Raw genomic sequence first — 23,117 nt, forward strand, 5'->3', positions numbered from 1 at the left:
CAGACTGACACCTTATCCGTCCTATGCCATATCACAATGACCTCCACTGGAAGGACACTCCAAGACGGAAAATATACCCTCGACCAGGAATTGGGGCAGGGTGGTTTTGGCGTTACCTACAAAGCAACTCATCACGTACTCAAGCAGACCGTTGTAATTAAAACCCTCAACGAATCGCTGCGCCAAGACCCCAGCTTTCCCGACTCCAACCGTCAGTTTCAGGACGAAGCCAGACGATTAGCAATGTGTTCTCATCCCAACATTGTGCGCGTCAGTGACTTCTTCATTGAAGACGGACTGCCTTACATCGTCATGGATTACATTCCTGGCGAAACGCTAGCAGACATCGTGTTGCCAGATAACCCGCTGCAAGAAGCGATGGCGATCCATTGCATTCGGCAAGTGGGTGATGCGCTCAAGGTGGTGCATCAAAACGGACTACTGCATCGAGACGTGAAGCCACGCAATTTGATCTGGCGGCAGGGCACCAAACAAGTTATGCTAATTGACTTTGGCATTGCTCGTGAGTTTACGCCCGACCAAACCCAGACACATACGGGAATGGTTTCCGCAGGCTATGCGCCCATTGAGCAATACATCATCCAAACACGGCGTTCCCCTGCGACAGATATCTACGCGTTAGCCGGGACACTCTACACCTTGCTAACGGCTCAAGTGCCGATCGCCTCTGTGTTACGGAAGCAAAAACCGCTGCCCGCTCCCCACGAGCTTCGGCCAGAGTTGAGTGAAGCCGTTAGTCAGGCGGTAATGCGTGGCATGTCTGTGGAGCCGCAGTTTCGCCCTGACAGCGTGGACGAGTGGTTGGCATTATTGCCCGACGATGCAAGTAGTGCTCCAACAGCAATACGGCCTGGAACCGCCAGTCAAGTGGTAACCTTGCCGCTCATTCCCCAACATCGCCCCTCGGCTCAACCAAGTTCTGCCAATGTAGCGCTGCCTCTGGTCAGCCGATGGAGCGATCGCCCACTATTTGCGGCGAGTCTCGTGGCTGCGGTTATCTTGACCGTTGCACTCGGCAACGCATGGTTCAAATCGCGCCCTCCAGCCTCATCGTCTCCAGCGGCTGAAGCATCCCAGCCCTCCAGCCTCGGTTCAACGCAACCGCTTACGACCAGTGAACCACCATCCCCAACAGAACCCCGTGAGGTGCCTGCTGCCGTAGAAGAATCGCTGCCAGCCATGCCAACCACTGTGGAATCTGTTCCTGGTAGCGGACCCTATCCAGCCGAGCCTATAGGAAGGGAACCACCCGCACCAACTGATCCTGGAACTGTGCCTGCTCCTGCTCCTGCTGCTGTGCCTGCTCCTGCTGTTGCTCCTGATCCTGCTCCATCTGCAACGCCTCAAACCGCTCCTACGCTAGAGGAATCGCAAGCGACCCAGGCACAAAACGAGCGATTAAGCGAACTTCAAGCAGAATTGGAGAACTGTTTAACCAAGCCGCGAAAAGAAGCCGAAGACTGTCTCAGGGAGATTCGCAGAGCGCGTGAAGACTATTTGCGGGGCATGGAAACCGAACTGAGAGAACGTCTGAGAGACGCAAGAGAACAACCAGGGCGGCGAGGTCAACGCCGGGGTGATGACGATGACAATGATGATGACTAAGGGAAGCTGTTAGACTCGCAGAGAGTTGACGGAGGGAATAGTATGCCGAGAGGTATCAGAGGCATCCTGCTGATAGGGGTTCTAATCTTACTGGTCGTTGTAATTCAACCCAGGCTAGGCGCACAAACAATTCCCTCACCCCCACCGGATACTAGTCCTGCCAATCCAGCCGATGTCATGCCGCCGTTTGCCGAACATCTGGAGCGATCGTTTTGGTTAGCCGACCATCTAGATTTACAAGCAGCGTTAATCGAGAACCAGGTAACGGTGGCGGATTGGCTTCAACAAATCAACCAATCTAACATTCAGTTTCTTTGTTTGGGCGAAACACACAACGAATCGTTTCGGCAATTTCTGGCGCAAACAATTTTTCCGCAACTGGATGTTAACCAGTTGTTGCTGGAAGCTGATGCCGATCAAGCGAATGAACTGCTTGCCAATGCGTCCTCCGGAACGAACCCCATCCGCCTTTTGGGAGCTGATATTGGCTTGGTGATTCGAGCCGCAAAAACACGAAATCCTAACGTGCAAATCGTTGGGATAGATGAAACCGACCAACAGACCGCATGGCGCAATCAAGAACAGGCCAACTCCGATCGCCGCCGCTTAAGCCGTGACGGGTTCATTGCTCAAAATATTCAGGAGGGATGGCGATCGGATCAGCGTCATGTTGCCCTGTACGGTGCGAATCACTGCGCGGCTCACGATTTGGGTTTGGGGAACGCTCGCCCATTTTTCCGCCAGGTTGCAGGCGTTGTCGTTCCGCGAGAGCAAAGTAAGAGCGTGCTGGTTGTCTCGTCGGCTCAGTCTAATCCACTCACGATCGCCATTCAACGCGCCACTCTAAACAACCAAGCGTTTGTCATACCCAACACACAAGCGATCGCTCCAGCTCTCTATAACTACCGCTGGGATCTCAAATCTTTTTTCGATAATTACGATGCGATCGTGTACTTCCCTTTACCGTAATTGATAGTTCACCGGACTAAAGGCTGTCCGGATCAATGCCCCGCTGACGCAATTTAGCAAGCAGTTCTTCCCGAAGCTGTCGTTCCTGCTCGGCTTGCTGTTGCGCCTGTTCGGCCTGCTGCTGTGCCTGCTCTGCTCGTTGCTCTGCCTGTTCTGCCCGTTCATCTGGGGTGAGGTAGCGATCGCCCTGTTGGTCATACCAATACAACCATTCCCGAGTAATGCCCTGATGGGTGCCCCGTTCGCGTCCCAAGCCCAACCCAATTTCGGGCATCCAGAAAGGCTCACCCGACTGCAACAGATACTCACCATCCACGAGCCGATAGAGTTCTAACCGGGGTTTGCGGCGGCGACGAGACGAGTAAATGGCGTAATACAAAACGCCCATCTCTGCATACAGGTTCTTTTTGGCAGAGTATTCTCGTCGGTATTTCTGTGAAACCACCTCCAGGGTCAGGATAGGAGGAATGTTGTCCTCCTCCCACAACACATAGCTAAGGCGCAGTTCTTCATCCACGATCCGCTCGACCCCTAAGCTGAGAAAGCCATCCGGGACGATCGCCGATTTTTCCGGGTCGTAATAGATACCCATATCGACTCCAAAAAACCAGTCCATGCGCTTGCTCCAGATCTGAGCCAGGATCATCTTGAGCAGGCCAGGGATGAGATCTTGGAGTTCGTTATCCACGGGAGTGTCGTCAGAGTCGGGTAGCTCTGCCGAAGACGGCAAGCACAGGCGTGGATCGTAGCGGAACATGGCAACCTCCACAAGGAGCTGATTTGATCTTAGCGGTGGGAATGTACCTCAGATAGCCGCTCTTGATAAAGGCCAACAATCGTGGCGGTGACTTCAGCAATGCTCAATCGGTCGGTGTTGATTTCGATCGCATCGGGCGCTTTTTGCAGTGGAGAAACTTGACGAGTGCTATCTTTGCGATCGCGCTCATCAATCAGCCGTTCCAGTTCGCCCAAGTCCACCTCGGCCTGTCCTTGGTTTTTTAGATCGATCTGTCGCCGTCTGGCACGTTCTTGCACCGAGGCGGTGAGAAAAATCTTTAATTCAGCATCCGGGAAAACGTGGGTACCGATGTCTCGTCCTTCCATTGCCACCCCACCTCCTCGACCGTAGGCTTGCTGTTGCTTCACCAAAATTTTACGAACAGCGGGTTGAGCGGCGATCGCAGATACCTGTTGTGTTACGTCTAAGCTACGAATGGCAGTGGTGACATTGTGTCCGTTGATGTGAACCTGGGGAGATTGGCTGTTTGCATCTTCGGTCTTTTGGCTGCCCAACTCAATTTGGCACTGGCTCACCATCTCTGCGATCGCGGCCTCGTCGTCAATGGCCAGACCAGACTGTAACGCTAGCCAGGTAGCCGCTCGATACATGGCACCCGTATCAATGTGCAATAGCCCTAGCTCGGTGGCAACCTGGCGGACTACGGTTGTTTTACCCACACCAGCGGGGCCATCGATCGCCACTATGGGTTTGCGATTTCGCAGCACCATATTATCAATCAGGCGGGTGGAACCCATTCGAGCGGCGATCGCTAATAGTCCTACGTCTTCAATTTGTTCTAGCGGCATCATAGTATCGGGGTGAACTAATTCAATGTATTCTGGCTGCACATCAGGAACCGTTGCCAATTCGGTTTCAACGGCCTGGACTAGCGCTTCTCGGTAATGCTTGCCCAGTTGGAAAATGCTCTCGGCTCGCTGCAAGCTGCGATAGAGTACAGCCGCTTTGTCGTACTGGTCAGAGGTGAGGTACCGATTGCGGGAACTCATCGCCAGTCCGTTCGGTTCTCGCACAATGCGGCAGGCCACAATATCAACTGGGATATTGAGGTCGGCTACTAAGCGCCGCAAAATAGCAAGCTGTTGAGCATCCTTACGGCCAAAATAGGCGCGATCGGGTTGCACAATATTTAATAACTTCGTAACCACTGTAGCAACGCCCTGAAAGTGTCCGGGTCGCGATCGCCCACACAAACCAGACATCATCTGGAAGGGTGGAATCACTTGGGTCACCCTATCACTAACAGGGGGATAGGGCGACCCATAAAGTTCCTCAGGGGAAGGAGAGAAGATGGCATCGACACCCGCTTGCTCACACAACTGGGTATCTTGCTCGATTGGACGGGGATACTGCTGGAAGTCTTCGTTTGGCCCGAACTGGAGCGGATTGACAAAAATACTGACAATCACCACGTCATTCTCACGCCGCGATCGCTCAATCAAGTTCAAATGTCCAGCATGGAGAGCGCCCATTGTCGGCACAAAGCCAACCTTGACACCAACCGGATGAAGACCAGGCTGATCGATCGCATCCTCCAGAGGCGGTTCAGAGCGTTTTAGCGCCACATAGCAACGCAAGCCCGCAATGGTGGTAAATACGCGCACCATAGTTCATTGATAAACCATCAAAATAATAAAAACCCTAAAACCTAAACAGCGCTTCGCTTAACGAATGTTCCATTCTTGTGGCAAGCGTGCGGGCAGTGCCAATAACCGAGTTCTGGACTAACCAACCTTGCCTAACCGACCCCTTGCCTAGTAGTGTACAAAATTCCTCCAATCCCGTGCCTTAACAACACGCTTCCACCTCAACCTTTAGGCATTTTTAACCTTCTTAGAATACTTAATTTTCTTCCTCTTTGTCGGAAATGCTATCCGGAGAGATTGTGTCTGAAGATGACTCTGCCAACCAATCGGCAACCGTGTCAGCCGCGCGGTAGGGCTGCGGAGTAGCCACATCATAGGGCGAACGGGTGGGGATAAGTTCGAGCTGTCCCGACGAACGTGGGCGATCGCTTTGGGGCTGTCGTCGCCGCCGCGACACCTGTTCTTCGGTCGTTTCTTCGGCAACGACTTCATATAGCAAAGCGAACTTTTGGTTTTTTCCTTTTCGCAACACCCGTCCCAATCGTTGAATGTATTCTCTGGCCGATCCGGTTCCAGACAGCAACACAGCAACACTCGCTTCTGGCACATCAACGCCCTCATTCAGCACATGGGAGGCAACAAGAGCGTTGTACGTCCCGTCCCGAAAGTGTTGCAAAATCTCATGCCGCTCCTTAACCGGAGTTTGATGCGTAAGTGCTGGAATCAAAAAATCCTGCGAGATGCGGTAAACGGTAGCGTTGTCGTTGGTAAAAATCAGCGTTTGCTCTGGATAGTGCTGCGCCAACACATCCGCTAACACCCGCAACTTGCCTTCAGTGCCAAGGGCGATCGCCTTGGCTTCTCGATGTGCCAGCATGGCTCGTCGTCCGGCCTGGGATTGGGCACTGGCCTGCACAAACCGCTGCCAGCCCTGGAGACTGCCTAGAAAAATGTTGGACTGTTGCAAAAAGGCATTCCGTGTTTGAATCAGCGCATCATAGCGATCGCGCTCCTGCTGCGACAGCTTCACCTTAATTTGCACAATTTCGTGATCGGCTAGCGCTCCGCCTGCTAGGTCTGACGCGGTGCGGTAGTACACGACACTTCCCAGCAATGTATCTAAATCAGCATGTCTGCCATCGCTGCGATCGGGCGTGGCCGTTAACCCCAACCGATAGGGCGCGATCGCGTATTCCGCAATCACCCGATTAAAATCGCTGGGTAAGTGATGGCACTCATCGCAGATGAGCAGAGCATAGCGGTTGCCCAACGATTCAGCATGAATGGCGGCACTGTCATACGTGGCAATCAAAATTTGAGTGCGATCGCGCGATCCGCCTCCCAGTAATCCCACATCAGCATCGGGAAATGCTGCTAGCAAATGGGCATACCACTGATGCATCAAGTCCAGCGTTGGCACAGTAATTAAGGTGCTGCGAGGTGTGACCTGCATCGCCATCTGCGCCAGGTAGGTTTTTCCGGCAGCGGTGGGCAAAACGACCACGCCTTTACGTCCGGCAGAAACCCAGGCATCGAGCGCTTCTTGCTGATGGGCATAGGGCTGACGTTCTAAGCTGGCTTTGAGGGCGATCGCATCAAACGCTTTGGCCTCATCGGTAAAGGTCGTCCCCTCTGTCTGCAACGTTTCAACCAGTTCACGATACTGAATGGCAGGAATACGAAACTTTTCAACGCGATCGTCCCAGGTGGCATATTCCACCCAGCTCTTGCCTTTGGGGGGTGGATGCAAGACAAGCGTGCCCCGATCAAACTTTAAAGTAGGGGTGCGACCCATTCTGCCTCTAAGCTGCCCTAGATTCTGCTGGCTCTCAATTTTGCCTTTAGTGTGTAGTGAGGCTCATTCAGAACGTCAGTACTAAACCTCAACTACTTCAGACTGTACCGCATTCCTACCGCATTACCAAAATCTAAATCCAAGACTGTTCATTGGTCGCAGACAGGCTTAGACTATAGGATGCATCCCCATAATGTGTTCAACCATACACGAATCACCTGTGCGTAAGATTGTTATTGCTGGCAACTGGAAAATGCATAAGACTCAGGCAGAATCCCTAGAATTTCTGCATGGGTTTCTAAAACAGCTCGATGAAACACCAGACGATCGCGAAATCGTGCTTTGCGTGCCGTTTACCGCGTTGGGCGCACTTTCCAAAAACTTGCACGGCAGCCGTGTCAGGCTCGGTGCCCAAAATGTTCATTGGGAAGCCAGCGGAGCATATACAGGTGAAATCTCTGGTGCCATGCTGACTGAATTTGGCGTTCGGTATGTGGTGGTGGGTCACAGTGAGCGCCGCCAATTTTTTGGCGAAACGGATGAAACGGTCAACCTGCGCCTGAAAGCAGCGCAAAACCACGGGCTAATTCCCATTCTCTGTGTGGGTGAAAGCAAACAACAGCGAGATGCAGGCGAAACTGAATCGCTGATTGTTGGTCAACTGCAAGCCGATCTAGAAGGGGTAGATCAATCACAGCTTGTGATTGCCTATGAACCTATTTGGGCGATCGGCACTGGCGACACCTGCGAAACACTCGAAGCCAACCGAATTACGGCTCTGATTCGCAGCCAGCTTAAAAACCCAGACGTGCCTATTCAATATGGCGGTTCGGTGAAACCAGACAACATCGATGAGATTATGGCGCAGCCCGATATCGATGGGGCACTCGTTGGCGGAGCCAGCCTCACGCCCGACAGCTTCGCCCGCATCGTCAATTACCAATAAACCATCTGAATCCACATCTGAGTCAAAAGAGGGGCGGTTTGTGAACCGCCCCTCTTTGCTGTGAATTACGACCTATTGCGGTGTTTCTTGCAAATCAGGTCGTTCCTCTGGAACGATCGCCCCTTCTACAGGGCAGACTTGCAGACAAATGCCGCAATCAATGCAGGTGGCAAAGTCGATCCAGTACCAGTCTGTTCCTTTGGTATTCTTGCCGGGGCCTTCATGAATACAGGCCACCGGACAAGCGTCAACACAATCTGCAACACCCTCACAGGTATTGGTCAAAATCGTATGGGCCACAGTGTTCTCTCTTTGCGATCGGTAGGTGAGCCTTGATCGGCTTTACTCATCTAGCCTAACAGCGATCGCTCTAGTGACATCCTCCCTACTGGCCAACCGTCTCAATCTGAGGCAAGCCCTGGTCATCAATCCAGGCAATTTGACTAATACCACGGCGGCGGGCATACTCGTGCACTTTGTCGGCTGGCTCTCCAATCTTCAGCTTCATCTCGACTCGAACCAGGTGAGCCGACTCTCGAATTTTTTTGGCATAGGTAAAGGCTGCCGCGTATGCCTGGTTAGACACAGGAACAATCAGCCAATGGCTTGGAGGGGTACGAGAGGGCAACTGCCCGGTTGGTAAAAGCATCTGGTGTAAATCGTCAATATGCAGCACAAACCCAACCCCAGGATAGGTCTCGGCTTGCGGGTGATACAGCCCCAACAGGTGGTCGTATCGCCCTCCTCGCCCCAAAATTCGCCGCTCGCCAGTGCCACTGCTGACCACTTCAAAGAAAATCCCCGTGTAGTAGTCAAAGGTCTGAATCAGGCTCAGATCCAAGATTAAGGAGAACTGCGGGTGCTGTTGAGCCGTAAGGCTCTCTTGCAGCAGATCAAGCAAGGTTTTGAGATTGCTAACCGTCGCTCGCTGCTGCGCGTCTAAGTCCAGGCTGGAAATTCGTTGCAGCACGTCAGCCGGACGGCCACGCAAATCCAGAATAAACAGGGCGCGATCGCGCAACTCGGCACTCAAGGGCAACGTTTCCAACGCAATTCGATCCAGGTTGGCGATCGCTTCTCTCACTGCTTCTCGCAAGGCTTCAGGAAATGCGGATAGGAGCGATCGCGTCAAACCCGCTTCACCCAACACCAGATGCCATTGGCCGATGCCCAAGTGGCGAATGCAGTCGGCTAGCAATAGCAGAATTTCGGCATCGGCCACCCCCCCCTCACTGCCAAGCAACTCTACCCCGGCATGATAAAACTCCAGTTGGCGGTTGTGGCTGCCAGCTAGCGCCCGTCGAAAGACATTGGCGTTATAGTACAGCCGTTGGGGATGGGTCACACCTGCCATGCGCGTCACAGCGGCACGGGCGATCGACGCGGTCAGCTCAGGACGCAGCCCCAGCACCTGCTCATCGACTTGCAACTGAATCACTGTAGACGGCTGAACGGCATCACCCGCCATCAGTGTTTCTAACCGCTCTAGCGTCGAGGTAATAATGCGGTGATATCCCCAACCGTGAAAAACCTGCTGTACGCGTTCTTCAATCCAACGTTTTTGGGCGACCTCCAGGGGAAAGAGATCTCTAGCTCCAACCGGGGGTTGATAGACCATTCGTTTCAATGATTATTTTTTCTTTCCACCAAACATCCCAAATAGGCCACCCCCCGATTTATCGGGTTTAGCCCCTTTAGGATCGGCTTTCTTAGCGACTGTTGCACTCTTGCTCTCGCTGGATGGCTCAACTCGGCGTTTGCCTTCCAGTGCAAGCGAATCATTCGGATTCAATTTTAATGCCTGATTGAAATGAATTTTCGCCATCGTAATCTGATTCGTCTTGAGATAAACGATGCCAAGGCGACTATGGCAGTTGCTATTGGCCGCATCAAGCTGAATGGCCTCCCGTAACTCCTGAATGGCTTTGCCGTAATCTTGCTTGCTCTCAAACTCCTGAGCACGCCGCAAATAGCTCTCAACCACAGATTCTCTGGGCGGCGTAGCAGGCTGGGCGGGTGGTTGCACCTTTGGGATGGACGGGGACGCAGTAGCCGTGGCAGAACTCTGGCTCTTGCCAGGGCTAATGGCCGATTCACCGCGCCCTTCTTTACGCATCAAGTAAACCAGATTAAGCTCGCTGATTTGACCGATTACATCCAGGGTTTGACTCAAATCTTCATACTGTCTGGCAAACAAGCCTCGAACCCCTGCCCGGTAGGCATTATCTAAATCGCTAGCAGCGGCCAAGCGACGTGCAACGTCACTGACTAAAACCACGGTTTCTTGCTGCCGTAGGGCGTGTTGCCCTTTCAGCCGTAGCAGAATGCAATACTCTGTGTAGTTGCGCTCATTGGAAAGCTTTTCGTAGGCCGGGTTCACTAGCTTAGACAGCAGATCAACCGCACGCTGGCGATCGCCTGAATCCTCCATAGTGAAGCTATCTGGATGCAGGCGACGGGCAATTTTGAGGTAATGCTTACGAAACTCTTTAATATCAGCATCCACAGGGACGCCCAAAATTGCGTGATGATCAATGAAGTCTAAACTAAATAGCCCTTGGTCAACTTTGAGAGACATGCTGTATAACCCCACTCCCTGCCCTAGGATTCCCTATAGTGTACTTTGCCCATACTTTAGATCAGTGCTTTCAAATTGGAGCAAATTCTGGTAAAGGCTTGATCTTAAGTAGTTCGTGGCTCAAAACCGAATGGAGATGATGGTTCGTTGCTAAAATGCGTCCGGAATCGATGACAAATGGGCTGCCATCATAGGCCGTCACCCGACCACCGGCTTCTTCAACCAGGATCACCCCGGCGGCCATATCCCACGGTGACAGCCCTCGTTCCCAGTAGCCGTCGAGCCGTCCACAGGCAACATGAGCCAGGTCAATGGCCGCCGAGCCGCCTCGCCGTACGCCCTGAGTCAGGTGGGTCAAATGACAAAATTCAGCATAATTGGTGTCAATGGTTTCGCGGCGATCGTATGCAAACCCTGTGACCAGTAAACTGTTCCGCAGTTCTGCCGTTTGAGACACCCGGATAGGATGGCGATTGCGAGTTGCTCCTAACCCTTTTGCGGCACGAAACAGGTCTTGAAAGAAGGGGGCAAAAATAACGCCAACTTGAGGAACGCCATCAATCAACAATCCAATGGAGACGGCATAAAACGGGTACTGGTGGGCATAGTTCGTGGTGCCATCGAGTGGATCGATCGCCCACAAATAGCGATCGGTTCTGGTGCCTTGCTGTCCCGATTCCTCCGCCAGGATGGAGTGGGTAGGAAAATGGCGTTGCAGTATGTTGAGGATGGCTGCTTCGGACGCTTTATCGGCCTCGGTGACTAAATCACCCGGTCTTCCTTTTTCCTCGATTGTTTCTAGCTTGCCCCAACAGTCTTGCAATATCGTTCCGGCCGTTAGGGCAGCTTCAGTCGCAACATCAAGAAAAATCTGGAGCTGATCAGGAGTGGGCTGAGTCATTAGAACGTGACGATAGAGAATGGAGAGCAAGGGTTTGAGGCCGCGACTGGGTCTGGTCTAACCGTCCTCGCACCCCAATTTACCTCCTACACCCTACACCCTAATCTTTCGCTTTAAGCACGGCTCTGTTGTCGAAATTCTTCTGGTGTTTGCCGCATCGGGTTGCTTGGATTCCAGATGCCAACACCCATTAATCGGGCTTTCTCTTGGGCACGCAGGAGGCGTTGCTCGTATTTGATATTGGGCGATCGCGACACAGCCAGAGCCAACCCTGCCTCAACCAGGCGTTCGTTGAGTAACACACCGTTCTGCCACACATAGGCCAACTGCAGCGACAGTCCGTCTTCCAGTTCCAGCGGCGGTTGCAGATCGGGTTCTAAAACCACTCGCTTCTCAGAACCAACCAGTGCCTCCAGCGCCGCCTTCGCATCATGACTCCACGGAGTTTGTTGCCAGTTGGGCGCTTCAATTCCCAACAGCCGTACGCGTTCGGCCAGAGCCGATTGCCCGTTTGCAGGCAATACCTCTAGCGTTTGCCCACTTGTTACCCGCGAAACCACCACTGGTTTTCCCGGAGGAACCGTTGCCGTCTGGCAGCCCCCGAGCAGCAGGATGCAGCCAAGAATTAGTCCACTAATGCCTAAACCCCAGTTCCGCAGCAGCACTGCTTAATCCTCATCTAGCGGCAGTCCACGCCGTACCTTACCCTTGCCAAAGTAGCGACCAAACTGTAACTCGTACACTTCATCCTCATCCTGAGTTTCTACTTCTAAGTCTGATCGGGCATAGCTAACGCACAGCAATGCATAGCCCCGCTGTTGCAGCTTGGGCGATAGCCCCATTGCTTCGGGTTGGTCAATCTCGCCCGATACCACCCGAACAGCGCAGGTTGTACAGGCTCCATTGCGGCATGAGAAGGGTAAATCGACCCCCTGCATTTCAGCCGATGCCAGAATGTAACGGTCTTCTTGAACTTGAACGGAATGGTAAGTATCTTTCTGGCGGTTGTGAATCCGCACAGTGTGTAAGCGAACCATCGAACCTCTTTCACAAAACGGGACACACCGCTTATGATAATGCGCGCAGCGGCGTGAAATGCACAAAACTCCAGATTCTATTTCCAGAGTTCCCCAAGTTCTGCTAACATAGCTATTCTGTGGCTGAATTGGTCACAGAACAGAATACGCCTGGAGAGGTGGCCGAGTGGTTGAAGGCGCAGCACTGGAAATGCTGTTTAGGGCAACTTAACGAGGGTTCGAATCCCTCCCTCTCCGTTTTCAATTAGCAACTCCTAAAAGATAGTTAGAGAGGTAATGAGGGCGCGATCGGCCAGCAGATGAGCCAGTGCGAGTACGTCTTTCTGTTCTACCTTGAAGTGGTGGCTCAGGAGCGATCGCAGGGCATCTTCCAGCGGGACGCGGTGTGCTTCTGAGGTTTGCTCTGCTTGCCGAATAATATCGGCGATCGCCTGCCATTGATGCAGGGCAGTGGCTTCTCCAGCGGTGGTTAACGTGCTACTGCCCTGCTGGTTGTGCAGTTCAAACACATCGCCTTGATGAAACACAAGAGATTGCATTAACCCCTCGATTAAGCGCGCCAACTCCAGCGGGTTGCCATTGGTTTCAATCGTAATTTTCACAGTTCAGGCACTTCAACGATTTAACTCTCTTAATCTACGCCAATCTGCGTGCAACAGAACAAAGGCTAGAACGGAGCTATATCCCTTCTAGCCTTCAAATTCATCAGAAGCTACCTGCCACCGACGGAGCTAAGGTTCCCGACATTACAGCGTCAACGACTGCGGGTTGGTTTCAATCAGTTTTGCGAGATCTTGCAGGAACGCAGCCGCATGGGCACCATAAATAATGCGGTGATCGCAGGTGATGTTGACCTGCATTTGCTGGCGAACGCCCATCAATCCGTCTGTAGTGGCAACCACCTGCGGGCGAGATGCCCCGATCGCCAGAATCGAACCCTGTCCGGGCGGCAGAATGGCATCGAAGCGATCGACCCCAAACATCCCCAAATTCGACAAGGTGAATGTGCCGGAGCTGTACTCGTCGGGCTGTAGCTGCTTGGCTCTGGCGCGATCGACCAACCCTTTCCAGGCTCGGGAGAGCGAGTAGATATCGGTTTGATCCGCCTGTTGCAGCACGGGAGTAATTAGCCCACCATCATCCATCGCCACAGCCACTGAAATGTTGATACTGCTGCGATGCTGAATCCCTTGCTCGGTATAGTTCGCGTTCAATAGCGGGTGTTTTTGTAACGTTACAGCCACCGCTTTAGCAAGCAGCGCTGTCATGGTGACACCCTTCGGCTTAATCTGCTTGTAGAGTTTATCCAGGTTGTCGGTGGTGATGGTGTAGCCTACCCGGAATGTGGGTACCTGAAGGCTGGCTGCCATGTTTCGCACCACCGCGTTTTGCAGGGTGTTAAACGGCGTAATCTGCCCGGCAACAACCGGGGTTGCTGAAGCGGTGGGTGGTGCTGCCGCCGCTGGTACTGGTGCTGGTGCTGGTTTTGACGGTGCCGTTTGCACTGCCGGAGATGGAGCGGCTGGTGTGGCAACAGCCGGACTCACCCCGGCTGCTGCCTCCACATCTTCCGCCACAATCCGCCCATGTGGGCCGCTGCCGTGCAGCGAGTTGAGATCAACCTTGAGGTCTTTAGCCAGTTTGCGGGCACGCGGAGATGCAACGATGCGACCGTTTTTGGCTGAGGGAAGAGGTGCCGGAGCCGTACTTGCCCCGTTTTGCCCGGCGGTAGCGGTGGCTGCGACGGGCTGATCGGGTTGGGCTGCGGGCGATGCTGCCGCTGGAGTGGCTTTTTCGCTGGCTTGCTGAGCGGCTGTCGCAATCTCAGCTTCGGTTTCGGCCACAAGGGCGATCGCCTGACCAACCGGAGCCGTTTCCCCTGCCTGAACGATAATAGTTGCCAGGTATCCGGCGTGAAACGATTCCACGTCCATATCTGCCTTATCGGACTCCACCACGACCACCGTTTCCCCTTTCTCAATTTTGTCGCCAGGAGATTTCACCCAGGAAACAATCTTGCCTTCGGTCATCGTAGAGCTGAGGGCAGGCATGAAAACTTCGTGAATCATGGAGTCGCTTCCGAAATAATCTAAATAAATACTTAAGCAGTCACTAATTCTACCCTGAGACAGAGCAAGGTACCAAGCAAAAACAGGACAGGAACCCTCGATCGAGCGTTAACCGCTCAGCCAAGAGGCAGTAGTTTAGCTAACCCTATGTTTAAGGGCGTAGCTAAATTCTAGAGGTCTCCACGGATTTCTTCGACAATTCCATCGCGTAACAGAACTTCGACCTGCATCTTGCGAATCAGGTTGTCTCCGGTTTCAATCCGAAAGAATCCTTCAATCTGTCCTTGCCCAACCTCCTGGTTCAGTTCTAACAACTGCACCTGCTGCAACTGCTGCAAAATCTGGTTTTTCTTCTCCAGAAACTCGCTCTTCTTCTGGTTAATTTGGACTTGAAGATTGCCAAGTTGCTGCATTGCCGCCGGATCGTTTTGCTGGGCACTCTGCCGCTGCACTTCACTGGCCATTCGTTGGCTTTGGGCTTCTAGCTGCTGAAGTTGTGCATCCAGTTGATTGATTTGGGTTTGTAACTGTTGCTGTACCTCCTCTTTCCAGCGAGGTGTAACCACAACTTTGACGTTGACTGCCCGCTTCAAAAGCAGATGAGACTTGGAAACATCCATGAAAATTTAACTGGAAAAACGATTTGAGTAAAATCAATCACACCTGCCCTACCCCTCATTAACAGTTAACAAGATTAATGAGATCGATCAGGCAAACATGTCGATAATCATACCGCGATAGCGTTCCGTCACAACGGGGCGGCGAACTTTCAGCGTTTGGGTCATCATGCCATTCTCAATGGAAAAGGGTTCTGTGATCAGGCGGAACGGGCCAATTCGATCGTCTGGACGGTAGCCAGGACGATCTTTAACTTCACGGTTTAGCTCTTGACGGAATAAGTCCTGAATCAGTTTGCTGTTGAGGTCAAGTTCTGCTCCGTTGGGCTGCTCCGACTCAGCCTGGTTGGGCGATCGCAGCTTCAAGTTTTGAGACGCAGCCCAGGCATGTAGGGCTTCCAGATTGGGTACAATCAACGCTCCGAGCGATCGCTCATCTTGCCCCACCAACATAATTTGATCAATATAAGGACTGCGAATACAGGCATCCTCAATCGGCTGTGGTTCAATATTTTCGCCGTTGGTCAGCACAATCGTGTCTTTAGCCCGTCCAGTCAGCACAAGATGCCCTTGTGGAGTCAACCAGCCCAAATCTCCAGTGTCAAACCACCCCTCGGGGTCGATCGCTTTTTGGGTCGCCTCTGGGTTTTGATAGTACCCCTTCATAATTTGCGGCCCTCTGGCTAACACCAGCCCACGCTCACCGACTGGGAGAAGCTGCCGACTCTCTGGATCAACAATCCGAATTTCAGTGGCCGGAATCGGCTGGCCGGAAGACCCTCGCAGGTTGCTCCAGGGGCGACGCGCCGTTAAAACGGGTGCGGTTTCAGTTAAACCGTAGCCAACCAGCACTTCAACATCAATGATTTCAAAAAAGGTATCTAAGTGCATGGCCAGCGATCCGCCGCCGCTAATCACCTGCTTAAGGTTACCACCCGTGGCCTCTCGTACCTTGCCATACACCAACCGCCCTGCCAGTTTGTGAAGGGGAAAATAAACAGCAGCCTTAGCGCCTGCGATCGCCCGTTCCAGGGGAGATGTGTTGAGATGATTCAGGCTCAGGTTTTCAAAGATGCGCTTTGCTTCAACGTACTGCTGGCTACTGTGCAGCAGCGTGTGAACCAACTTTTGCTTCCGTTCCGGCTGTTCACGAAACTGTTTTTGAATCGCTTCGTAAATCGATTCCCACAAGCGAGGCACACCAATCATGTAATGGGGCTTGTACTGCCGCATATCTTGCTTCACCGATCGCAAGTTGGTATAGATCTGCGTACAGCCTTGAGAGAGCAAGAAGTATTCGATCGTCCGTTCATAGGCGTGCCAGGTAGGCAGAATGCTTAACACGCGATCGCCCGAGTGAGGCTGAACCACAACTCCCAGCATGTTGACCTGATGCAGCAAGTTGCCATGCGTTAACATTACGCCCTTGGGCTGCCCCGTTGTTCCAGAGGTGTAGAGCAACGTCGCCAAACTCTCTGGAGTTAAGCTGACGGGCTGTAGCGGTTGCGCGGCTCCCAGAGTCATCAGTTGTGAAAAAGACAGCAGTTGCACCTGGTCATCGGGTTCTGGCTGTTCATCCGTCAACAGCACCACAAACCGCAGCGGGAGGTCGTGAAGCTGCGATCGCAGCTTGGCAAGGGTGGCACCATCTTGCACAACCAGACCCGTGCTGCCGCTATTTCGCATAATGAACATCAGTTCATCGCGATCGGCCTGGGAACTGCGGACAGCGTTGACGGCACCAGCCATCATCATCCCCTGATCGGCAATTAGCCAGCGGGGGCTATTGTCTGAAAACAACGAAATGCGATCGCCCTCCTGTACCCCCAACGCTTGTAGACCCGCCGCGAACTGCCGAATCTTTTGATACAGCTCGGCGTAGGTTAGCGTTAGCGTGGGTTTAACATGGGGATCTTGCACGGCTACCAGCGTCGAAGCGTTGGCTCGTTGAGCGGCGATCGCCCAAATTTCTGGAACCGATTGAATGGTACTGTAATCAATTAAATGTCGCCGCAAGTCGTCGCGGTTGGCGATCGCATCACCCTTCGCTAGGCTCATTGGGCGAGATGAGGGGCTGGAAAAAGAAGTCATGGGTGTAACTCCTAAGCTAAGCAAGTCTCGATAAGGCGCTTTTATGTGAGTTCAGAATTGAGCACAGTTTTTTGAAGATTTGAAGAATCAAAATCCTCACACCGTGCATTGCACTGGTTATGTCCTATACCTTACTGTCTAGAGCGCTAGAATAGGCAGTTGGTAGGGACAATACCTTATTTGTCCATTTCATCCCATTTGCCGATCAACGCATTAGGAGAACTCATGCCCCGAGCTATTTGGAACGATGTCGTCCTGGCCGAAAGCGACCACTGTGAAGTCGTTGAAGGCAATCAGTACTTTCCGCCCGACTCGCTAAACTCTGAGTATTTCCAGCCGAGCAGCACTCATACCACCTGCCCCTGGAAAGGAATCGCCAGCTATTACGATATTGCAGTCAACGGCACAGTCAACCGAGATGCGGCCTGGTACTACCCCACCGCTAAAGAGGCCGCTAAAAATATCGAGGGTTATGTTGCCTTTTGGCGCGGGGTCAAAGTAGAAGCTTAACAATTGAATAGGCGATCGCTGCAACGGTAAGGTTGCCCATTAAAATAAACGGTAGCCAGCCGTTAGTGCCAAGAACTGTTTCCGCCTGATCTTTACTCGCTCTCGTTTGGGCACCTTAAGCTCCGGAGCATACGTTGAGGTCTAGCCTGCCTCAAGCCGTTCCGGCAAGAACTGTGAGCCAGTTGACGGTTGCGTTCTTAACCTCAACCGATAGGGTAAAGCGTCCTATAAAGCGTTGCATTTACTTCTTGGTTTGCACACGATTGGGTTGAAACCGGGTTGATGGTCGCTTTGCCTGGCTAGGTTTTTTAGCTGCATCAGCCCATAACATCAAAAACTTACGATTGGGCTATCCCGCCTGATATCTGTAACCAGAAGCAACAGGTGGGTGCTGGTTTGATAAAATTTTGCTGAATGTCCGTGTGAGGGGAATGCAAGTACACAATCCACCCGCCCAAGCAATGCCGATGATTCTGGAGAACTTACCTGATTTATCGCTTCCAGAGGGAGCCTGTCCTCGTCGGGCACGGCTGCAAATTGATTTTATGTTATTGGCGATCGAGGCATTAGATCTTGGTGGCTCAGAAGCCTTTCTGGCAACGGCAAAAGAGCTAGAACTTCAGGGAGTGATCAAAAATCGGGTGTCCCTCTGGCGATTGCGAAGCACCAATCCATTGCGCCGAAACACTCAACGGCGCTCGTTGAGCATGACGGAGGCAAAAGCGCTAGTCGTCATTATTTGTCACCATGCCCGACGGCTAACCGCATTGATTCGTCAATTGCTTCTGGCAGAGCAGCAGTTGTCTGAAAAGCAACTGTCTGTAGAACATCATTTTCGGCTGGCAGACTATCTAGAACGCTTCCGGGCACATTTTCGATCGCGCATGAACCCGAAGCGGGCAGGTGTAATAACCTACAATACCGACGAGAAATTAAACGAACTGGCGCTCAATTTGCTCAGGCAGCTTCTATTTTGTACGGGAACCACTGGAACGCAGCGATTGTGGTTTAGCTTATTTGACGGAGAGGTGGTATGACGATTCAGCGTCAATACAGTCTGCCAAACTGCAAACTCGTCCTGGAAGGATTAAGCGACGACAGCACCGTGAACAGCGTTTCTGGACGGCCATTAATTTCAGTCCTGATCAACGCTGAATGCCACTTCACCGGGCAAGAACAGCCCATTTCGGGCGGACGAGACTTTTTAGAAAGCCTGGTGACAGCAGTCAGTCACTACGCTCAGGAGTGTTTGAGTGGCGTCACCCATCCTGCCGCTCACGGGCATAAAGCAGGCTTGGTGCAGTTTCAAAAACTGGCTCACAATTTGCACCGTCTCAGTGTTTTACCTCAAAGCGAGAACGGTGAATTAAGGAACGGGCATTCATCTACCCCCCTTCAGCTCGATCTGAGGACGGTGCAGCTTTTTGATCTGGTAGAGGCGATCGACCAGTTTTTGGTGGATACTCAAACCCTGCCTGATTTGGGGCTAGACCTGAAACCAGCCTCTAAACGAAACGTAGTAGCTCAAGAACCAATTGCCAAGCGAGCCTTGCCAGCCGCCCTGGGTGTGTCCAGTTTGGCTGTGGCGGCGGTAGCCTTATTCTTTGTCCCTATTCCCGAAAGACGGCCAGAGGTGTCACGGTCTAATTCTGGTACAGAGCAAACGACAAACGGTGCTTTAACCCCATCGGCAGCAGCCCCCGGCACCACAGAACCGCCCGCAAACTTGCCCGTTGAGGGAAACGCAAACTCCAGCCGGATTGAGGCGGCAACGACATCAGGGGGTTCAGCGGCGGCTGAGGATACGGAACGCTCACCGTCTGTTTCCTCCAGTCCACCCAGCGCAGAGGAGTTGAGCAATTTACTCACGACTTCACCTGAAATTACCGATCCCGATGAAGTAACCCAACTCAATCAGCGGTTGCGCGACCAGCTTGATGCGGCCTGGACGCAAACGCCCGACTTTGACGAAGACCTGGTGTATCGCGTGGCGGTGGCCGAGAATGGCGACATTTTGGGCTTCAGGTATGGCAACGATGCGGCATTGACCTACGTCAATGAAACACCACTGCTTGACTTGCGCTACAACCCCGTGACAGAAGCCAGTTCAACAGAGCCACTCGCACAGTTTCGGATTGTATTTACGCCAGAGGGAGCGATCGAGGTCAGCCCGTGGCATGGACGGGTTGATCCCCCAGACGAAACACCATAGATGGCGCGATCGCATTCACACTTCCAGGGTAGAAGCAGCACCGATCGCTACTGGCTCACGGGTAGCGCCCGGTTGCTCAGTGGCTTGATCCGCACGGAGGGTTGATCGTTATCAAAGTGAACCGATGCCTGGGTTGCGGCATTGAGGTGAGCCATGTGCTGATATTTTCGCGATCGCCAGTAGCTCGCATCGGTGCTATCCGGCTCATTTGCAGCGAGACGAGTGACTTTATAGCGTCGTTGCGTCGCGGACGATAGTCCCACACCTAACAGCAAGCCGAAAATGGCTCCGGCTGCCAGATCACGCGGCAGTTCGGGGAAGAACTGAGTCGGGTTGCCCGCATCGTCAGTCACCAATTGGGGTGGCGCGGTCAGTTGCCAGACCACATCATAGCTGGTGGCCGCCTGAGTCTGTAAACCCTCCAGTTTGGTTAAGTACTGGTTTTTAATCAATGTTGCTGTTTCCAGCTCTCGCTCCAGTTCGGCTTGCTGATGCAAAACCGTTGCCAACTGGCGCATTTCTTCATGCACCAACCCTTCTGTCATGCGAATCGTTCCCTGACGAACATACAGCACTTGAATGTAATGGGCTGTGTTAACCGATTGCTGTAGGTAGTCTAACCGTGCAGGTTCTTGCTGCACATATTGTAGCCAGCGGTTGCCGTCAGGGCTATATAAATACTGCTTCAGCGATTCTTGTGCTGCTTGTTGCGACTGAGTCAGTAGGGCTTGATACTGCTGGGTCAACGCTTTGAGGGTTGATCCCTGTGCCTGCACCTGGCTTAATTCTGCTGCAATTTGGCTATCTACCCGTTGCAGCTTTTGCAAGATGGTTTGATACGACGCGTTGTTGTGCAGCACGGCCACCGCGATCGCATCATTGGGCTGAGCGCCAAGCTGCCGTTGTAAGTCGGTAAGTTGGCGCTCAGCTTCAGCTAAATTAATCTCCAGTTCGGTGCCTTGCCGAGAAATTTCGCTAGCACGATCGGAAAACCGCTGCTGTGTAGACGCATCAATCGAGCCGCGCTGCTGCTGAAGCTGCTGCAACTTGGTTTGCAGCGTGTTGACTTGTTCATCCACTTTAGGCAGTTGTGCTTCGATGAACTCAATTCCCCGACATGCGTCTGCCTTGCACTCTCGACCGTACTTCAGATAAGCGGTTGCCACCTGCTGCAAAACCTGCTGAGCCACCTGCGGGTTGCGATCGCGATAGGTAACGGCTAAGATGCCGCGATTCCGCTGCGACAGTTGTAGCTTACTACTGAGTTCAGCATAGTCAATCTTCACATTTTGAGCACGAAGCTGCTCCAGAACTGGATTAAGCACACGGGGGCTTTGCAAGATCCGAATTTGCGTATCGGAGTCTACAGCTTTATGTTTCAGGGTAGGGATGGCGATCGTTTCGTTGGCGGTTTCAATCTGCGGCGTACCGACGGGCGGTGCCGTTGGTGCAATTGGCTCAACCGTCAGTTGAAACCCACTTTCATAGTCTGGGGTTTGGGTTGTAACATGCGCTATTCCCGCACCTGTCACGGCAACGGCAACGCCTGCGGCGATGGCTAGATGTCGCCGCAGGCCAGTTTCAGCCTGACTGACAAAATCGTCAGTTCCCATCTCGATCGTTTGCGGCTCTCCACAGTCTCTAACAGTTGATGATCGATCTGTGGTGGGCAATGCAGAAAGGGTAGAAGGCGATCGCTTCTGCAATGCGCCGCCCTTCGCAGGCATCAATACCAGAGTAGATTGTTTTGCCTTCATACTCAGCCTTCTCCGAGGGACTTGGTGTGTTGCGAACCAGAAGCTGACCGTTCAGGTATATCCACTCCTGGTTAGAATTACATCCTTTACCACAAACCGTCAGGATAAAACCAAAATCTCCAGATGGTTTGGAGGCTCTAGAGGGGTTGAATGCAAGTTTGGATGAACTGTTCTAAACTGGCAACCCGAAAGACCGATGTTTGTAGCTGCTCTGCCAGTTCTTCAACCGTCATATCGTCCAGGAAACAAGATTCATCGTGCTTCAGCATCATGGATGGCAACACAATTCCTGATCCCAGCGATCGACCCTGCAACGCTTGCAAGATATCCTGGCCGGTGAGCAACCCGGTTACGGTAATTTGCTGTCCCCAGTAGTGGCTAGATAGAGACACCATCTCTAACTCCAGCCCCTTCACCTGGTTTAGACGCTGCACAATGGGCTGAAACGCCTGTTCCACGGCATTCCCCACTACCCAGATCAGTTTACGGGGGGAAGCAACCTGCTCGGGTAACTGCGCGGATAGCTGCTGAAACTCTTTCAGAAACAGCCGAATCGAGCCGACCCCATTGCCAATTTGCGGATAGTCTTCATAGTGCGACTCTGGCGGCAACGCTTGCCTGCCGATCAGAAACCACTCATCGGCCAGCCATGCGATCGTAGAACCATACTGCTGCCGAAACTTGGTTTGCAACGCCTGCACCTGTGCAATCACCTCCTGCGCTGTTTCCAGGGTCACTGGCACCAGCTCATCGTCCGCCGGACGGAAGCGAGTTAACCCAACAGGCACAACTGCAATAGACGCTACAGTTGGAATGTCTCCGGTGTGGAATTGCGCTAAATCGTGCAAGGTTTGTTCCAGATGGCGGCCATCGTTAATGCCTGGACACACGACCACCTGAGCGTGAATCTGAAGACGCTGTGCCTGAAACCAGCGCAACTGCTCTAGAATTTGCCCCGCCCGGTTGTTTTTCAACAGTCGAATTCGCACATCTGGTTCAGTCGCGTGAACCGAGACGTACAGCGGCGATAACCGCATTTGGGCAATTCGCTCCCACTCCCGTGGGGTAAGGTTGGTAAGCGTTAAATAACTACCGTAGAGAAAACTAAGACGGTAATCATCATCCTTTAAATACAGCGATTGCCGTTTGCCAGGTGGCTGCTGGTCAATAAAACAAAACGGACAGCGATTGTTGCATTGAATCAGACTGTCAAAGAGAGCCGTCTCAAATTCGAGTCCTAAATCATCGTCATAGTCTTTTTCAATTTCAACCTGATGGGTTTTCCCGGCAGCATCTAAAACTTCTAACTCTAGAACCTCATCAGCACAGAGAAATTGGTAGTCAATCAGGTCACGCAGCGGTTCACCGTTAATAGAGACGAGGCGATCGCCCGCTTCGAACCCAATTTCAGCCGCGATGGAGTCCGGTAAAACGTTTGTAATCAGAGCAGGACGAATTGAAGTTTGGCTCATCAGATCAGGCCATCAAGTAGCAGAAGACACGGAACACGGGCTGGCGATCTCAAGGTTACCTCAGATAGCCCCTCTCCCATTCTGCCAAGCTTGTCTGATGATGAACGCCGTTTAGTACTGAATATCTTAGACTCACTACCTTAAGTGTCCCG

General features: G+C 52.6%; 21 protein-coding genes and 1 tRNA gene. 7 read left to right on the plus strand and 15 right to left on the minus strand.

All coding sequences use genetic code 11. The features are described 5' to 3' along the window. Positions 1–36 precede the first annotated feature (36 nt). Together IQ268_RS21865 and IQ268_RS21870 are read left to right on the plus strand one after the other, a co-directional pair. Positions 37–1,626 carry a serine/threonine-protein kinase gene (locus IQ268_RS21865; RefSeq protein ID WP_193883695.1) on the plus strand — a complete coding sequence of 530 codons (1,590 nt, stop codon included), beginning with the start codon at positions 37–39 and terminating at the stop codon, positions 1,624–1,626. 42 nt (positions 1,627–1,668) lie between these two features. After that, a complete protein-coding gene (locus IQ268_RS21870; protein ID WP_193883697.1) occupies positions 1,669–2,595 on the plus strand; it encodes a hypothetical protein in 927 nt (308 codons plus the stop codon). A gap of 16 nt (positions 2,596–2,611) precedes the next feature. On the opposite strand, the gene IQ268_RS21875 is transcribed toward IQ268_RS21870, so the two are convergent. The 3 genes from IQ268_RS21875 to IQ268_RS21885 form a co-directional block, all read right to left on the minus strand. Then, positions 2,612–3,352, minus strand: coding sequence for a Uma2 family endonuclease (locus IQ268_RS21875; protein ID WP_193883699.1), 741 nt, complete (start codon positions 3,350–3,352; stop codon positions 2,612–2,614). A 29-nt stretch (positions 3,353–3,381) separates the two neighbouring features. Continuing rightward, the gene (locus tag IQ268_RS21880; protein WP_193883792.1) at positions 3,382–4,998 is read right to left on the minus strand and encodes a bifunctional pantoate--beta-alanine ligase/(d)CMP kinase; all 1,617 of its coding nucleotides are present in this window, start codon (positions 4,996–4,998) and stop codon (positions 3,382–3,384) included. 238 nt (positions 4,999–5,236) lie between these two features. Next, a complete protein-coding gene (locus tag IQ268_RS21885; protein WP_193883701.1) occupies positions 5,237–6,775 on the minus strand; it encodes a DEAD/DEAH box helicase in 1,539 nt (512 codons plus the stop codon). 220 nt (positions 6,776–6,995) lie between these two features. Here IQ268_RS21885 and tpiA point away from each other — a divergent pair, with 220 nt between their 5' ends. Next, positions 6,996–7,721 (plus strand): triose-phosphate isomerase, encoded by a 726-nt coding sequence (gene tpiA, locus IQ268_RS21890; RefSeq protein ID WP_193883703.1) that lies wholly within the window; start codon positions 6,996–6,998, stop codon positions 7,719–7,721. A gap of 72 nt (positions 7,722–7,793) precedes the next feature. On the opposite strand, the gene IQ268_RS21895 is transcribed toward tpiA, so the two are convergent. From IQ268_RS21895 to IQ268_RS21920, 6 genes are all read right to left on the minus strand, one after another. Next, positions 7,794–8,021: a ferredoxin family protein gene (locus tag IQ268_RS21895; protein WP_193883705.1), complete on the minus strand. Its 228-nt coding sequence runs from the start codon at positions 8,019–8,021 to the stop codon at positions 7,794–7,796. A gap of 85 nt (positions 8,022–8,106) precedes the next feature. Further along, positions 8,107–9,339 carry an ATP phosphoribosyltransferase regulatory subunit gene (locus tag IQ268_RS21900; protein WP_193883707.1) on the minus strand — a complete coding sequence of 411 codons (1,233 nt, stop codon included), beginning with the start codon at positions 9,337–9,339 and terminating at the stop codon, positions 8,107–8,109. 12 nt (positions 9,340–9,351) lie between these two features. Beyond that, a complete protein-coding gene (locus IQ268_RS21905; RefSeq protein WP_193883709.1) occupies positions 9,352–10,299 on the minus strand; it encodes a J domain-containing protein in 948 nt (315 codons plus the stop codon). A gap of 70 nt (positions 10,300–10,369) precedes the next feature. After that, complete coding sequence (locus IQ268_RS21910; RefSeq protein WP_193883712.1) at positions 10,370–11,200, minus strand: inositol monophosphatase family protein; 831 nt, start codon at positions 11,198–11,200, stop codon at positions 10,370–10,372. 113 nt (positions 11,201–11,313) lie between these two features. After that, positions 11,314–11,865 (minus strand): thermonuclease family protein, encoded by a 552-nt coding sequence (locus IQ268_RS21915; RefSeq protein WP_339383467.1) that lies wholly within the window; start codon positions 11,863–11,865, stop codon positions 11,314–11,316. Positions 11,866–11,868: 3 nt separating this feature from the next. Beyond that, complete coding sequence (locus IQ268_RS21920) at positions 11,869–12,237, minus strand: 2Fe-2S iron-sulfur cluster-binding protein (RefSeq protein ID WP_193883714.1); 369 nt, start codon at positions 12,235–12,237, stop codon at positions 11,869–11,871. Positions 12,238–12,389: 152 nt separating this feature from the next. Here IQ268_RS21920 and IQ268_RS21925 point away from each other — a divergent pair. Next, positions 12,390–12,474: transfer RNA gene (locus IQ268_RS21925), tRNA-Ser, on the plus strand. A 17-nt stretch (positions 12,475–12,491) separates the two neighbouring features. Here the strand turns inward: IQ268_RS21925 and IQ268_RS21930 are convergent. The 4 genes from IQ268_RS21930 to IQ268_RS21945 all read right to left on the minus strand — a co-directional run bounded on the left by IQ268_RS21930 (position 12,492) and on the right by IQ268_RS21945 (position 17,014). Then, positions 12,492–12,839: a hypothetical protein gene (locus tag IQ268_RS21930; protein ID WP_193883716.1), complete on the minus strand. Its 348-nt coding sequence runs from the start codon at positions 12,837–12,839 to the stop codon at positions 12,492–12,494. Between the two features lie 144 nt (positions 12,840–12,983). After that, positions 12,984–14,306 (minus strand): dihydrolipoamide acetyltransferase family protein, encoded by a 1,323-nt coding sequence (locus IQ268_RS21935; RefSeq protein WP_193883718.1) that lies wholly within the window; start codon positions 14,304–14,306, stop codon positions 12,984–12,986. Positions 14,307–14,476: 170 nt separating this feature from the next. Beyond that, positions 14,477–14,926, minus strand: coding sequence for a YlqD family protein (locus tag IQ268_RS21940; protein ID WP_193883720.1), 450 nt, complete (start codon positions 14,924–14,926; stop codon positions 14,477–14,479). Positions 14,927–15,013: 87 nt separating this feature from the next. Then, on the minus strand, positions 15,014–17,014 hold the full coding sequence (locus IQ268_RS21945; protein ID WP_193883723.1) for a long-chain fatty acid--CoA ligase: 2,001 nt from the start codon (positions 17,012–17,014) through the stop codon (positions 15,014–15,016). 225 nt (positions 17,015–17,239) lie between these two features. On the opposite strand from IQ268_RS21945, the gene IQ268_RS21950 reads away from it, so the two are divergent. From IQ268_RS21950 to IQ268_RS21960, 3 genes are all read left to right on the plus strand, one after another. Next, the gene (locus IQ268_RS21950; RefSeq protein ID WP_193883725.1) at positions 17,240–17,524 is read left to right on the plus strand and encodes a DUF427 domain-containing protein; all 285 of its coding nucleotides are present in this window, start codon (positions 17,240–17,242) and stop codon (positions 17,522–17,524) included. Between the two features lie 431 nt (positions 17,525–17,955). Beyond that, positions 17,956–18,561 carry a DUF3038 domain-containing protein gene (locus IQ268_RS21955; protein ID WP_193883727.1) on the plus strand — a complete coding sequence of 202 codons (606 nt, stop codon included), beginning with the start codon at positions 17,956–17,958 and terminating at the stop codon, positions 18,559–18,561. Further along, on the plus strand, positions 18,558–19,736 hold the full coding sequence (locus tag IQ268_RS21960) for a DUF4335 domain-containing protein (protein ID WP_193883729.1): 1,179 nt from the start codon (positions 18,558–18,560) through the stop codon (positions 19,734–19,736). The genes IQ268_RS21955 and IQ268_RS21960 overlap by 4 nt, the downstream gene beginning before the upstream one ends. Positions 19,737–19,783: 47 nt before the next feature. On the opposite strand, the gene IQ268_RS21965 is transcribed toward IQ268_RS21960, so the two are convergent. Together IQ268_RS21965 and IQ268_RS21970 are read right to left on the minus strand one after the other, a co-directional pair. Beyond that, positions 19,784–21,493, minus strand: coding sequence for a hypothetical protein (locus tag IQ268_RS21965; RefSeq protein ID WP_193883731.1), 1,710 nt, complete (start codon positions 21,491–21,493; stop codon positions 19,784–19,786). Positions 21,494–21,630: 137 nt separating this feature from the next. After that, complete coding sequence (locus IQ268_RS21970; protein WP_193883733.1) at positions 21,631–22,965, minus strand: TIGR03279 family radical SAM protein; 1,335 nt, start codon at positions 22,963–22,965, stop codon at positions 21,631–21,633. Positions 22,966–23,117 lie beyond the last annotated feature (152 nt).

Origin of the sequence: Oculatella sp. LEGE 06141 (assembly GCF_015207605.1) — a bacterium.
Classification (GTDB): Bacteria; Cyanobacteriota; Cyanobacteriia; order Elainellales; family Elainellaceae; genus Oculatella.

Bases quoted from the DNA above. Each gene is read 5' to 3' on its own strand.
- IQ268_RS21865 (WP_193883695.1), top strand. From the start codon at position 37: ATGACCTCCACTGGAAGGACACTCCAAGACGGAAAATATACCCTCGAC.
- IQ268_RS21870 (WP_193883697.1), top strand. From the start codon at position 1,669: ATGCCGAGAGGTATCAGAGGCATCCTGCTGATAGGGGTTCTAATCTTA.
- IQ268_RS21875 (WP_193883699.1), bottom strand. From the start codon at position 3,352: ATGTTCCGCTACGATCCACGCCTGTGCTTGCCGTCTTCGGCAGAGCTA.
- IQ268_RS21885 (WP_193883701.1), bottom strand. From the start codon at position 6,775: ATGGGTCGCACCCCTACTTTAAAGTTTGATCGGGGCACGCTTGTCTTG.
- IQ268_RS21900 (WP_193883707.1), bottom strand. From the start codon at position 9,339: ATGGTCTATCAACCCCCGGTTGGAGCTAGAGATCTCTTTCCCCTGGAG.
- IQ268_RS21905 (WP_193883709.1), bottom strand. From the start codon at position 10,299: ATGTCTCTCAAAGTTGACCAAGGGCTATTTAGTTTAGACTTCATTGAT.
- IQ268_RS21910 (WP_193883712.1), bottom strand. From the start codon at position 11,200: ATGACTCAGCCCACTCCTGATCAGCTCCAGATTTTTCTTGATGTTGCG.
- IQ268_RS21920 (WP_193883714.1), bottom strand. From the start codon at position 12,237: ATGGTTCGCTTACACACTGTGCGGATTCACAACCGCCAGAAAGATACT.
- IQ268_RS21935 (WP_193883718.1), bottom strand. From the start codon at position 14,306: ATGATTCACGAAGTTTTCATGCCTGCCCTCAGCTCTACGATGACCGAA.
- IQ268_RS21940 (WP_193883720.1), bottom strand. From the start codon at position 14,926: ATGGATGTTTCCAAGTCTCATCTGCTTTTGAAGCGGGCAGTCAACGTC.
- IQ268_RS21945 (WP_193883723.1), bottom strand. From the start codon at position 17,014: ATGACTTCTTTTTCCAGCCCCTCATCTCGCCCAATGAGCCTAGCGAAG.
- IQ268_RS21950 (WP_193883725.1), top strand. From the start codon at position 17,240: ATGCCCCGAGCTATTTGGAACGATGTCGTCCTGGCCGAAAGCGACCAC.
- IQ268_RS21955 (WP_193883727.1), top strand. From the start codon at position 17,956: ATGCAAGTACACAATCCACCCGCCCAAGCAATGCCGATGATTCTGGAG.
- IQ268_RS21960 (WP_193883729.1), top strand. From the start codon at position 18,558: ATGACGATTCAGCGTCAATACAGTCTGCCAAACTGCAAACTCGTCCTG.
- IQ268_RS21965 (WP_193883731.1), bottom strand. From the start codon at position 21,493: ATGAAGGCAAAACAATCTACTCTGGTATTGATGCCTGCGAAGGGCGGC.
- IQ268_RS21970 (WP_193883733.1), bottom strand. From the start codon at position 22,965: ATGAGCCAAACTTCAATTCGTCCTGCTCTGATTACAAACGTTTTACCG.